This window comes from uncultured Kocuria sp. (assembly GCF_947500125.1).
Taxonomy (GTDB): Bacteria; Actinomycetota; Actinomycetes; order Actinomycetales; family Micrococcaceae; genus Kocuria.
The window spans coordinates 1-11,889 of record NZ_CANMRA010000055.1 but is presented as its reverse complement, the minus strand read 5'-3'; the positions used below and the strand labels follow the sequence as shown (position 1 = coordinate 11,889).

Below are 11,889 nucleotides of genomic sequence, written 5' to 3'. Positions count from 1 at the left end.
CGGCGCCGGTCCGGGCCGGGACGGGTCGCGGAGCGCCGCCGGTCCCGGCGCGGGCCGGCGCGTCCGGCAGCCCGCCGGGACCGGCCGCGGGATCGAACAGGGGCGCGAGCAGCGTCAGCGCCGCCAGGCCGTCGGCGAGCACGTGGTGCCACCGGATCAGCAGGCCGACCCGGCCGTCGGCGAGCCCGGGGAGCAGCCACAGCTCCCACAGGGGCCGGTCCCGGGGCAGCGGGGTCGCGTCGATCCCCGTGCACACCCGGAGCAGGGAATCCTCGTCCCCGGGCGGCGGCACCGGGCGGCTGCGCACGTGCTGGGAGACGTCGAAGACGGGGTCGTCGAGCCACCGGGGCCGTCCGCCACCGGGCCGCGCGAGCACCTGCCGGAGCCGCCGGACGTCCCGGGTGCGCCGTTCGACGTGCTCCCGGACGGTCCCGAGCCGCACGTGCCCGCCGGGATCGAGGAGCGGACCGGCGTCCAGGAGCGCCAGGGCCGCGGCGTGCATGGGCACCCCGTGCCGCTCCACGCGCAGGTTCGCCTCGTCCAGGGCGCTGATCCGCTGCCCGGTCCTCGCCCGGCGGCGCTGAGTGCTCATGGCGGTGCTCCGCTCTCGCAGGAGGTCCCCCTCGTGCACCACGCTACGCCGCCCGGGCACGGAGCGCGCCTAGGATGGCACCCATGCACCGAGCGATCTGCCCCGGCTCCTTCGACCCCGTCCACAACGGCCACGTGGAGGTCGTCGCGCGCGCCGCGGCCCTCTTCGACGAGGTCGTCGTCGCGGTCTCCACGAACCCGCACAAGCGCTACCGCTTCGACGCGGACCGGCGGCTGGCCCTGGCGGAGGAGAGCTTCGCGGGCGTCACCGGCGTCGTCGTCGAGCCCATGGGTGCCGGCCTGCTCGCGGAGTACGCGGCGCAGCGCGGGGCGGTGGCCCTGGTCAAGGGGCTGCGCTCGGGGGAGGACTACGAGTACGAGGTGCCGATGGCCACCATGAACCGCCACCTCACGGGGGTGGAGACCGTCTTCCTGCCCGGTGACCCCCGCTTCCTGCACCTGTCCTCGACGCTCGTGAAAGAGGTCCAGGGCCTCGGCGGAGACGTCTCCGGGTTCGTGCCGGCGCCCGTGCTGCGGGCGCTGGAGGGGTGAGCGGAGCCGCCCCGTCCCGGCGCGCCGGGAGGCTGCCCGTTTGAGAACGCGCGGCGCGGCACGCTAACATGGTCTGTCGGTCAGAATTTCACCAGGAGTCAGTCATCAGTCGCGAGAACAGTTCGCCCCTCACCATCGGTGTCCGGGACCTCGAGCACCGCCCGGGGACGATGCGACGCCTGGAGGAAGTTGTGCCCGCGCCGGAGAACTTCGGCAACGCACTCATCGGCGCCCCGGAGGGCTCGGACATCGACCTGGACCTCCGGCTGGAATCCGTCCACGACGGGATCCTGGTGTCCGGCACGGCCGTCGTGGCCATCCACGGCGAGTGCAGCCGGTGCCTCGACCCGATCGACTACGATCTGGACGTCGACGTGCAGGAGCTCTACGTCTTCGACGCCGCCACCGATGGTGGGGAGGAGTCCGAGGACGACCAGATGTATGAAGTTCAGGACGAGAGCATCGACCTCGAACCCATGCTTCGGGACGCAGTGATCACGCAGCTGCCGTTCCAACCGGTGTGCCGGGAGGACTGCCAGGGGTTGTGCGCCCAGTGCGGCGCGCGCCTGGAGGACGACCCGGGGCACCACCACGAGGTGCTCGATCCTCGCTGGAGCGCCCTGTCGGGGCTGCTCGAGCAGGACACCTCGACCCAGACGACCGAACCGAGAGAAGAGAGATAGCCGTGGCTGTTCCCAAGCGGAAAATGTCCCGTGCGAATACCCGTGCACGCCGTTCCCAGTGGAAGGCGACCGCGCCGAAGCTGGTCAAGACCGTCGAGAACGGCAAGGTCAGCTACAGCCTGCCGCACCAGGCCAAGGTCGTGACCGACTCCGCCGGGACCGCGCTGTTCCTGGAGTACAAGGGCCGCAAGGTGGCCGACGCCTGACCACGGTGACTTCCACCGCGACATCTCAGGACCTGCTGGAGCGTCTCGGCGTCGACATCGACGCCGGGACGCTTCGTCTTGCCCTGACGCACCGCTCCTACGCGTACGAGCACGAGGGGCAGGGCCACAACGAGCGGCTCGAGTTCCTCGGGGACTCCGTGCTGGGCCTCGCGGTCACGGACGAGATCTTCCACCGCTACCCCGACGACTCCGAGGGGAACCTCGCGAAGATCCGCTCGGCCGTGGTGAGCACCCGCACGCTCGCCGACCTCGCCCGGTCGCTGGACGTGGGTCCCCACATCCGCCTGGGCAAGGGGGAGGTGCGGACCAACGGGCAGCAGAAGGCCTCGATCCTGGCCGACACCATGGAGGCGCTGATCGGCGCCGTCTACGTCAGTGCCGGGCTCGAGGCGGCCCGGGCGTTCGTGCTGCGGCTCGTGGTGCCGCTGCTGGAGGACGGCTTCGTGATGAGCGAGGGCCGGGACTGGAAGACCGAGATCCAGGAGCTCGCGGCCGCGCGCGGCCTGGGCTCCGTGCGCTACGCCGTGGAGGGCACGGGCCCCGACCACGACCGCCGCTACGAGGCGCACGTGCTCGTCGGCGGCCAGGACCACGGCACCGGGACCGGCACCACCAAGAAGGAGGCCGAGCGCTCCGCCGCGGCGCAGGCCTACGCGACCCTGGTCGCCCGCCGCGGTGCCTGAGCTGCCCGAGGTCGAGGTCGTCCGCCGCGGCGTGGAGCGCTGGGTGGTCGGCCGCCGGATCGAGTCGGTGCAGGTCCTTGACGCCCGCTCGGTGCGCCGCCACGAGGCCGGCCCCGTGTCCTTCGTCCACGAGCTCGACGGCGCGGTCGTCGCCGACGCCGTGCGCCGCGGCAAGTTCCTGTGGCTGCCCCTGACCGGCACGGACGGCGCGCCTGCGCGGGAGGCGCTGCTGGTCCACCTCGGGATGAGCGGGCAGCTGCTCGTCAAGGACGCCGGACTGGCGGACGAGAAGCACCTGAAGGTGCGGCTGGGCCTGTCCGAACGGCCCGGCACCCCGGCGGAGCTGCGCTTCGTGGACCAGCGGATCTTCGGCGGCATGCTCCTCGACCGGCTCGTGCCCACCGAGGACGGCGCCCCGGGCGGGCGCTCGGCCGCGGGCGCCCCGCTGGTGCCCGCCCGGGCCGCCCACATCGGCCGGGACCCGCTGGACCCCGCCTTCGACGCGGAGCGCTTCCACGACCGGCTCCGCCGGCGCCGGACCGGGCTCAAGCGCGCGCTGCTGGACCAGTCGCTCGTCTCCGGGATCGGCAACATCTACGCGGACGAGGCGCTGTGGCAGGCGCGCCTGCACTGGGCCCGGCCCACCGACACGCTCCGGCGGCCCGAGACCCAGCGGGTCCTCGCGGCCGTCCGGGAGGTCATGGAGCGGGCCCTGGCCGCGGGCGGGACGAGCTTCGACTCCCTCTACGTCAACGTCAACGGGGAGTCCGGCTGGTTTGCCCGCTCCCTCAACGCCTACGGCCGGGCCTCCCTGCCCTGCCCGCGCTGCGCGGGAGAGGGGCGGAGCACGCTGATCGTGCGCGAGCAGTTCATGAACCGCTCCTCCTACCGCTGCCCGGTCTGCCAGCGCACGCCCCGCAACGCCCGGTTCTGAGACAGGGCACCCGAGCGGGGCGTGAGGCACACGGTCCGTGCCCCGCGGGGCGCAAGGGCACCGGCCCCCGAGAGCCCGAGAACGATCAGCTTCCTTTCCAACTTCCTGCGCGTGTAGGGTCGTCGAGGACGTGCGGCCCGCCATGATCCCGTCAGGGGAGACCCCGCCCCGGCCCCGCACCGCATCCACCCTCCGTCGCGGCCGCCCCTACGGTCGCGTCCCCGGTCACCGTCGGCACCAGGAGCTGCACCCCGCTCCGGACGCCGGCGTGCGCCCGGGTGGGCACCCCGGGGGCCCCTCTTGCCGCACCCGCACGTCTGTACTCTCACGTCTGCACCCACACCCTCCGAGGAGCACCTCTTGCGCACTGTCAACGCCTACGCCGCACCGTCCGCCGGCGCACCCCTGGTCCCGACCACTCTCGAGCGCCGGGACCTCGGTGCCCACGACGTCCTCATCGAGATCAAGTACGCCGGGATCTGCCACTCCGACCTGCACACCGTCCAGGGGGACTGGGGCCCCCAGCAGTACCCGCTGACCCCCGGGCACGAGATCGCCGGGATCGTCACCGAGGTCGGCCCCGACGTCACCCGCCACGCGGTCGGCGACCGGGTCGGGGTGGGGTGCATGGTGAACTCCTGCGGCGAGTGCGCCAACTGCCGGGCCGGTGACGAGCAGTACTGCCTCGACGGCGCGGTCATGACCTACGGCGCCGAGGACCGCGACGGCACCGTCACCCAGGGCGGGTACTCCACCCACGTGGTGGTCACCGAGGACTTCGTGCTGCGCATTCCGGAGGGCATCGAGCTCGACGCCGCCGCTCCGCTGCTGTGCGCCGGCATCACCACCTTCTCCCCGCTGAACCACTGGAAGGCGGGCCCCGGCCAGAAGGTCGCCGTCGTGGGGCTGGGCGGCCTGGGCCACCTGGGCGTGAAGATCGCCCACGCCATGGGCGCCGAGGTCACCGTGCTGTCCCAGTCGCTGCGCAAGAAGGAGGCCGGTCTGGCGCTGGGCGCCGACGCCTACTACGCCACGAGCGACCCGGCGACGTTCGAGGAGCTGGCCGGGACCTTCGACCTGGTCCTCAACACGGTCAGCGCGAAGATCGACCTGGACGCCCACCTGTCGCTGCTGAACGTCAACGGGGCCATGGTCAACGTCGGCGCCCCGGCGGAGCCGCTGGACGTCAACGTGTTCTCGCTGCTGGCCAACCGCCGCACCTTCGCCGGATCCATGATCGGCGGCATCGCCGAGACCCAGGAGATGCTCGACTTCTGCGCCGAGCACGGGGTGGGCGCCGAGATCGAGGTCATCGCGGCCGAGCAGATCAACGAGGCCTACGAGCGGGTGCAGAACTCGGACGTGCGCTACCGGTTCGTGATCGACACCGCCACGCTGGCCTGATCCCGGGGCGCCCTCGCCCCGGGCGGGCACCGGGCGGACCGTCGGCCGGTCCGCCCGGTGCCCGCCGCGGGGGATCAGGGGGCGGCCGTCGAACCCGTGGCCGGCATCGGGGCGTCGTCGGTGCCCAGGGGATGGGTCCGGTAGTACTCGGTCAGCCGCTCCATGCCCTCCTCGACCGTCACGGACGGCGTCCAGTCGAGCACCTCGCGGGTGGTCTGCTGCTCGAACCAGTGGGCCGTGGACATCTGCTCGGCCAGGAAGGCCGTCATGGGCGGTTCGTCCGCCCCCGGGCGGAGCGCCCACACCCTCTCGATGACCCTGCCGGCGAGGCGGGCCACGGCGCCCGGGACCCGGCGCTCCGGCGGCTCCACCCCGGCGGCCCGGCAGAAGCCCGCCACGAGCTCGCCCACGGTGCGGGGCTGGCCGTTCGTGACCAGGAGCGCCTGCCCGTGCGCCCACTCGATCCGCTCCAGCGCCCGCACGATCGCCTCGGCCGCGTTGTCGATGTAGGTGGTGTCGATCAGCGCCGCGCCGTGGTCGAGCAGCGGCAGCCGTCCCCGCGCCGCGCGGTCGACGATCCGCTCGACGAGCTGGGTGTCCCCGGGGCCCCACACGATGTGCGGGCGCACGGCCGTGACGCGCAGCCCGCGGCCGTCGGTCTCGAGCGCGAGCAGCTCGGCCGCGGCCTTGGACCGGGCGTAGTCGCCGCGGGCGTGCACGGGGTCGGCCGTGCGGGCGGTCCCGCCCACGATGGAGCTGCCCGTGTGGGCGACCGACGGCGAGGACACGAACACCACGTTGTCCACGCCCGCCGTCCGCGCGGTCTCCAGGACCACGCGGGTGCCGGTGACGTTGGTCAGGACGAAATCGTCCCAGTCCCCGGCGAAGGACACCTTGGCGGCGAGGTGGACGACGTCGTCGACCCCCTCCATGGCCCGGGCGACGGCGTCCGGGTCCGCGACGGAGCCCAGGACCTCCTCGACGTTCGGCTGGTCGGCCAGCGGCGCGTGCCGGCGCTGGAGCAGCCGTACCGTCCAGTGGCGGGCCGCGAGCAGCCGCGCCACGTGCTCCCCGAGCATCCCCGAGGCGCCGGTGACGAGCACCGTCCGCCCGTCACCGGTCAGCTCCTTCCGTCCGCGCTCCACCTCGTGGCTGCCGGTGCCGGCCGGCGGGGCGCCCTCCGTCACGGAGGCGTCGTAGGCGGGGACCTTGTCGTCGTGCGTGCCGTCCTGGCGGTGCTTGCCGTTCACGGGTTCCTGATCCTTCCTCCGGCCAGGGCGGAGTCCGCCCAACGGGCCAGCAGGGCTCGGTCGATCTTGGAGTTGTGCCGGATGTCGGTGGGGTGCCCGGGGACCACGAGCAGGGCCGCGAGGTCCAGGTCCGTGGCCTCGCGCACGGCGGCGCGCACGGCGCCCGAGAGCAGCGGGTCCGCGGGGCCGGAGCGCGGGGCCGGGGGAACGGTCTCCACGACGGCCACGGGAACCTGCGTGCCCGCCGGGCCGACCCCGACGACGGCGGCGCGGCCGACCCCGGGCACGGTCTGCGCGGCGTGCTCCGCGGCGACCGGCGTCAGCACGCCGCCGGCGGAGACGATCACGTGGGCGAGGCGGCCCTCGACCCACAGCCGTCCGGCGGCGTCGACGTGCCCGACGTCCCCGGTGCGGTGCCAGCCGGGCAGCTGGGTGCTGAGGTGCTCCGTGTACCACAGCCGGTCGTAGCGGTCCTTGACGTGCGGGGCGCGGGCGACGATCTCGCCGGTGACCCCCGGCTCCGTCGTGATCTCGTCCCCGGGGACGCCGTCCGGGCGCAGGGCCGTGACCCCGAGCTCGGCGCCGTGCACGGCCGTGCCCACGCACACGCCGTTGCCGGCGCCGGCCACGGCGGAGCCCCGGCTGTCCAGGCCCGCCTGCCGGATGGTCCCGAGGGTCACGTCCGTGAGGGGCAGTCCCTCGGTCATGCCGTAGGGGGTGTGCAGCGTCGCCGCGGGGACGAGCTCCTGCAGCTGCTCCAGCAGGGGCTCCGGGAGGGGCGCCCCGGCCGAGAGCACGAGCTCCACGAGGTCGAGGGCCCGGCGCTGCCCCTCGTCCAGCTCGTGCCGGGTGGCGAGGACGTTGGCGATCGCCGCGGGCGAGAGGAACACTGCCGTGGCCTGGATGGCCGAGGCGGCGTCGGCCAGGGCGCGGGCCGTGAGGGTCCTCGGGGCGGTCACGTCCATGTCCGGGGTCACCGAGGTGGTCCCCATCGCGGGTCCGAGCAGCGCGAAGGGCGCGAAGCCCGCCACGAGCCCCGTGCCGGCGGTGAGCCCGTAGGTGCCGCGGACGGCGTCCCGCATGGCGGAGAGCTGGCGGTGGGTGTAGACGACGCCCTTGGCGGGGCCCGTGGACCCGGAGGTGAACAGCACCGCGGCGTCCGCGTCCGGGTCCGGCGCGGGCAGCTCCGGCTGCGGGGCCGAGGCCAGCAGTCCGGGGACGTCGTGCGCGACGCCGAGGGCCCGGCGGGACACGGGGTCGAGGGTCTCGAGGGAGATCCGGGTGCCCGGCCAGCCGAGGGCCCGGCCGGCGACGAGCGCCTTGCGGATGCCCACGAGCCAGGCCGGTGCGGCTCCCCGCAGCGCCCGGGTGAGGCCCTTGGGGCCCAGGCCCGAGTCCGCCACGACGACGACGGCGCCGATGCGCAGGCACGCGTAGAGCAGCGCGGTGAGGTCGGAGCCCGGCGGCACCATGAGGCTCACCCGGTCCCCGGGGCGCACGCCGATGCCGGTCAGCCCGGCGGCGAGGCGGTCCACGCGGTCGGCCAGCTCCGCCCAGCTCAGGCTCGCCCGCACCGGGGGCACCCGGGCCCCCGCGTGCGGGTCACCGGGGGTGGGTGCCATGTCCACCACGGCGAGGCCGAGGTCGGCCCGCCGCGCGTCGAGCTCGGCGGGGAAGGGGGCGTGGTCGGTGCGCGACGTGGCGCGGCGCTGCAGGTGCAGCTCGCGGCGGGTGGGCCCGGGGCCGAAGCGGTCGGCGAGCCAGGCCATGATCGGGGTCGCGACGTCCCGGTCCTCCGGCAGCAGGTGCAGGGCGCCCTCGTAGCGGTGGACGTCGGCGTGCGGCATGCGGCGCACGAGGTCGTGCAGGTAGCGCTCCTGGAACACCGGGTCCCCGATTCCCCACAGCAGCAGGGCGGGGACGTCGCGGTCGGCCACGCCGGCGGCGATCTGCTCGTAGCGGGCGTGGGAGGGGTGGTCCGGGGCCGCGGGGATGTCGGCCACGAAGTTGCGGATCGCCTCGCGCCGGGCGCGCGTGGCGTACGGGGCCCGGTACGCCGCCCGGACCTCGCGGGACAGGGACGGCTCCGCGAGCGCGAGGGCCACGTCGAGAAAGCTCGTGGTCCGTTCGGTGAGCAGCCCGTGCGCGGCCGGGGCCAGCGCGAGCCGCAGGGAGGCGGGGATCTGCTCGGCGTTGTCGTGGTGGACCGCGGTGTTGGTGAGGATCGTGGCGCGGTGGACGTCCGGGTGCTCCAGGGCCCAGCCGGAGGAGACGAGCCCGCCCCAGTCGTGGGCGAGGGTCACCACAGGACCGGTGCTCGCGTCCAGGCCCAGCTCGGCCGTGAGGTCGCCCAGGTCGCGGACCCGGTCGTCGAGGCGGCGGAAGAGCCCGGTCCGCTCCGAGAACCCCATGTCGAGCTGGTCCACGGCCACGACCCGCCAGGGGTTCGCGGGGTCGGTCCCGGCGGCCAGCACGTCGCGCCACAGGTAGGACCACGTGGGGTTGCCGTGCACGGCCAGGACCGTGCCCCGCGGCGTGAGCCCGGCGGCCTCCAGGGAGGCCGCGTTGTCGAGGACGTGCCAGCGGCGCCGTCGGCCGGGGACGGGCTCCACGGGGGCGGTCGAGGCGACCGTGACCGTGCGGGACCACTCCGGGTCCACCCCGGGCAGGGGGACCTCCGTCATGGGCAGCCGTGCCGCGTCCGGCCCTCCGGTCTGCGAGGTCGTGGACGGTCGTGTGCGTGCCATGGTCGTGGGGCTCCTCGAGGGTGCGTCTCGTGCGGGGGCGTCTCGTGCGGGGCGCGGCGTCAGCGTCCGCGGGTCACCAGTCGATCTCCATGTAGGTCGCGTTGAGCCCGGAGCCCACGCCGAGCAGCAGCACGCGCTCGTCGGGCTGGAGCCGCTCGGCCTCCAGGGCGAGGGTCATGGGCAGCGCGGCGGCCGCGACGTTGCCCCAGAACGGGAAGGTCAGCGGGAACTTCTCCGGGTCGATCCCGACGTCCTGGAACAGCTTGTTGGTGTGGGACATGGAGACCTGGTGGCCGATGTAGCGGTCCATCTCCGCCCAGTCCCAGCCGTCCTCGTGCGCGTCGTGCCACGCGTCCGCGAGCAGCCCCACACCGTACTTGAGCAGCCCCGTGGCGTCGGTGTACATGCCGTCGAAGCCGCCGATGCACAGCCCGTGGTGCTCGGTCGCGGACCGGGTCACGGAGCCCGCGATGCGGTGGCCCTCGGGGTGCCGGTCGGCGGGGCCGACCACGGCGGCGGCCGCGCCGCAGCCGAGGGTCAGGGTGGCGAACTCGCGCACCACGTCCGCCCGGGTCACGTCCGGGCCCTGCAGGCGCTCGTAGGTCTCGCGGTGCCAGGGGGTCGGGTCCTCGCCGGCGACGACGACGGCGTAGTCGATCGCGCCCGAGTCGATCATCGTGGAGGCGATCGTGAGCCCGTTGACGAAGCCCAGGCACGCGTTGGTGACGTCGAAGTTCAGGGCGGAGGGGGCCAGGCCGAGCCGGTGGTGGACGGACACCGAGACCGCCGGCTCGTAGCCGTCGCGGGTCACCGAGGCGTTGATCAGCAGTCCCACCTGGTCGGGGCGCACGCCCGCGCGGGCGAGGGCCGCCTCGCCCGCCTCCACGGCGCCGTCGGTGAAGTGGCGCCCGGGGGCCCAGACGCGCCGCTCGTTGACGCCCGCGAGCCGCTCCAGCAGGCCCTTCGGCATCTTCAGCCGCGCGAAGGTGTCCGCCAGGACCTCGTCGGCGTGGGACGAGGGCACAACCACGTCGGCCTCGACCTTGGTGATGGCCAGGAGGGCGGCGTTGCGGTGACGGATCGAGGAATTACCGGTCAAGGTCTCTGGCTTTCGTTAGGGTCTCGCCGACGCCCCGGCCCGCCCACGGAGGGCGCGGTCGCGGGGAGGGCAGGTCGTGCTGGTCGCGGTCAGTCTACCGGCCGGTTCCGCGGCGGCGGCCCGGGCCGGGTCGTTTCTCTGTAGGCTGATCATCCTCTCCGCAGAAGTCTCCCGCGCGACTCCCGCACGCACCTGTTCCGCGCGCCCGTCCCGCGCAGCTCTCCTGCGCGCCGACCGTCCCTCGCCGCCGCGAGCGCCGCCCTCGTCGCCGCGGCGCCGTCCGGGCGCCCGAGTACAGTGGGGGCGACCCCCGACACGCCCACCCCAGGAGACCGGACACCCGTGCACCTGAAGACCCTGACCGTGCGGGGGTTCAAGTCCTTCGCCTCGGCCACCACCTTCGAGTTCGAGCCCGGGGTCACCGCCGTCGTCGGCCCCAACGGCTCGGGCAAGTCCAACGTGGTCGACGCCCTGGCGTGGGTGATGGGGGAGCAGGGCGCGAAGTCCCTGCGCGGCGGGAAGATGGAGGACGTCATCTTCGCCGGCACCGCCGGCCGGGCCCCCCTCGGGCGCGCCCACGTGTCGCTGACCATCGACAACGCCGACGGCGCGCTGCCCATCGAGTACGCCGAGGTGACGATCTCGCGCACGCTGTTCCGCTCGGGGGGCTCCGAGTACGCGATCAACGGCCGCCCGTGCCGGCTGCTCGACATCCAGGAGCTGCTCTCCGACTCGGGGCTCGGCCGCGAGATGCACGTCATCGTGGGCCAGGGCCAGCTCGACCGCATCCTGCACGCCACCCCGGAGGAGCGCCGGGGATTCGTCGAGGAGGCCTCGGGCATCCTCAAGCACCGCCGCCGCAAGGAGCGGACCCTGCGCAAGCTCGAGGCGATGCAGGCCAATCTCGACCGGCTCGAGGACCTCACCGCCGAGATCCGCCGCCAGCTCACCCCGCTGGGCCGGCAGGCCAGGACGGCCCGCCGGGCACAGCGGATCCAGCACGACGTCCGCGACGCCAGGGCCCGGCTGCTGGCCGACGACCTCGTGCAGGCCCGAACGAGCCTCGCCGTCGACGAGGACGTCGAGCGCCGGCTGCGGGCCGAGCGCGCCGAGGCCGAGCAGGCCCTCGACGCCGGCCGCGCCCGTCAGTCCGACGTCGAGGCCCGCGCCGCCCAGGCGACCCCCGCCCTCAACGCCGCGCGGGACACGTGGTACCAGCTCACCGCCGTGCAGGAGCGCTACCGCTCCCTCGCCTCCCTCGCCGCCGAACGGCGCCGGCTGCTCGGCGCCACCGCCGAGCCGGCGGAGCCGGGACGGGACCCCGACCGGCTCGACGCCCAGGCGGCCCGCACCCGCGAGGAGCAGCAGCGGCTCCTCGAGCAGGTCGAGGACGCCGTCGACGCCCTCGCCGAGGCCATCCAGGAGCGCGAGGACGCGGAGGCCGCGGCACGGGACCAGGACGGCGTGGTCACCGGCCTGCTCCGCGCGGCCGCCGACCGGCGGGAGGGCACGGCGCGGCTCACCGGCGCGGTCGCGGCGGCCCGTTCCCGGGTGGAGGCGGCCGAGAACGAGCTCGCCCGCCTGCACGCCACCCACGCGGACGCCGGGCTGCGCCGGGTGCAGGCCGGCACCGAGGCCGACAGCCTGGCGCTCGCGGCCCAGGACGCGGCCGGCGCCGCCGACCGGGCCCGCGCCCGGCACGAGGAGGACGCCGCGGCC

Annotated in this window: 11 protein-coding genes; 7 read left to right on the top strand and 4 right to left on the bottom strand. The window is 74.6% G+C overall.

Features of this window, described 5'->3' with window-relative positions; translation table 11 throughout:
- On the bottom strand, positions 1–592 hold a 592-nt coding region (locus Q0817_RS19340), incomplete at its 3' end, for a wax ester/triacylglycerol synthase domain-containing protein (protein ID WP_298591911.1).
- Between the two features lie 83 nt (positions 593–675).
- On the opposite strand from Q0817_RS19340, the gene coaD reads away from it, so the two are divergent.
- The 6 genes from coaD to Q0817_RS19310 all read left to right on the top strand — a co-directional run bounded on the left by coaD (position 676) and on the right by Q0817_RS19310 (position 5,074).
- Positions 676–1,143, top strand: coding sequence for a pantetheine-phosphate adenylyltransferase (gene coaD, locus Q0817_RS19335; RefSeq protein ID WP_298591909.1), 468 nt, complete (start codon positions 676–678; stop codon positions 1,141–1,143).
- A gap of 170 nt (positions 1,144–1,313) precedes the next feature.
- The gene (locus Q0817_RS19330) at positions 1,314–1,826 is read left to right on the top strand and encodes a DUF177 domain-containing protein (RefSeq protein ID WP_331457121.1); all 513 of its coding nucleotides are present in this window, start codon (positions 1,314–1,316) and stop codon (positions 1,824–1,826) included.
- A gap of 2 nt (positions 1,827–1,828) precedes the next feature.
- Positions 1,829–2,032, top strand: coding sequence for a 50S ribosomal protein L32 (rpmF, locus tag Q0817_RS19325; RefSeq protein ID WP_058874629.1), 204 nt, complete (start codon positions 1,829–1,831; stop codon positions 2,030–2,032).
- 5 nt (positions 2,033–2,037) lie between these two features.
- Positions 2,038–2,736, top strand: a complete 699-nt coding sequence (rnc, locus tag Q0817_RS19320) for a ribonuclease III (protein WP_298591899.1) — start codon at positions 2,038–2,040, stop codon at positions 2,734–2,736.
- Complete coding sequence (mutM, locus tag Q0817_RS19315; protein WP_298591897.1) at positions 2,729–3,670, top strand: bifunctional DNA-formamidopyrimidine glycosylase/DNA-(apurinic or apyrimidinic site) lyase; 942 nt, start codon at positions 2,729–2,731, stop codon at positions 3,668–3,670. Before rnc ends, mutM begins: the two co-directional genes overlap by 8 nt.
- Positions 3,671–4,030: 360 nt before the next feature.
- The gene (locus Q0817_RS19310) at positions 4,031–5,074 is read left to right on the top strand and encodes an NAD(P)-dependent alcohol dehydrogenase (protein WP_298591895.1); all 1,044 of its coding nucleotides are present in this window, start codon (positions 4,031–4,033) and stop codon (positions 5,072–5,074) included.
- A 74-nt stretch (positions 5,075–5,148) separates the two neighbouring features.
- Here the strand turns inward: Q0817_RS19310 and Q0817_RS19305 are convergent, their stop codons facing one another.
- From Q0817_RS19305 to Q0817_RS19295, 3 genes are all read right to left on the bottom strand, one after another.
- Positions 5,149–6,324 carry an NAD(P)-dependent oxidoreductase gene (locus Q0817_RS19305; RefSeq protein WP_298591893.1) on the bottom strand — a complete coding sequence of 392 codons (1,176 nt, stop codon included), beginning with the start codon at positions 6,322–6,324 and terminating at the stop codon, positions 5,149–5,151.
- On the bottom strand, positions 6,321–9,008 hold the full coding sequence (locus Q0817_RS19300; protein WP_298591914.1) for an alpha/beta fold hydrolase: 2,688 nt from the start codon (positions 9,006–9,008) through the stop codon (positions 6,321–6,323). The genes Q0817_RS19305 and Q0817_RS19300 overlap by 4 nt, the downstream gene beginning before the upstream one ends.
- A 136-nt stretch (positions 9,009–9,144) precedes the next feature.
- Entirely contained in the window at positions 9,145–10,170 is a 1,026-nt protein-coding gene (locus Q0817_RS19295; protein ID WP_298591891.1) for a 3-oxoacyl-ACP synthase III, read from the bottom strand.
- A 342-nt stretch (positions 10,171–10,512) separates the two neighbouring features.
- Between Q0817_RS19295 and Q0817_RS19290 the strand changes: the two genes are divergently transcribed.
- Positions 10,513–11,889, top strand: a 1,377-nt coding sequence (locus Q0817_RS19290) for a chromosome segregation SMC family protein (protein ID WP_298591889.1), incomplete at its 3' end; no start/stop codon positions are given.

Excerpts from the sequence above, each read along its gene's own strand:
- Q0817_RS19300 (WP_298591914.1), bottom strand. The coding sequence starts at position 9,008 with ATGACGGAGGTCCCCCTGCCCGGGGTGGACCCGGAGTGGTCCCGCACG.
- Q0817_RS19330 (WP_331457121.1), top strand. The coding sequence starts at position 1,314 with ATGCGACGCCTGGAGGAAGTTGTGCCCGCGCCGGAGAACTTCGGCAAC.
- coaD (WP_298591909.1), top strand. The coding sequence starts at position 676 with ATGCACCGAGCGATCTGCCCCGGCTCCTTCGACCCCGTCCACAACGGC.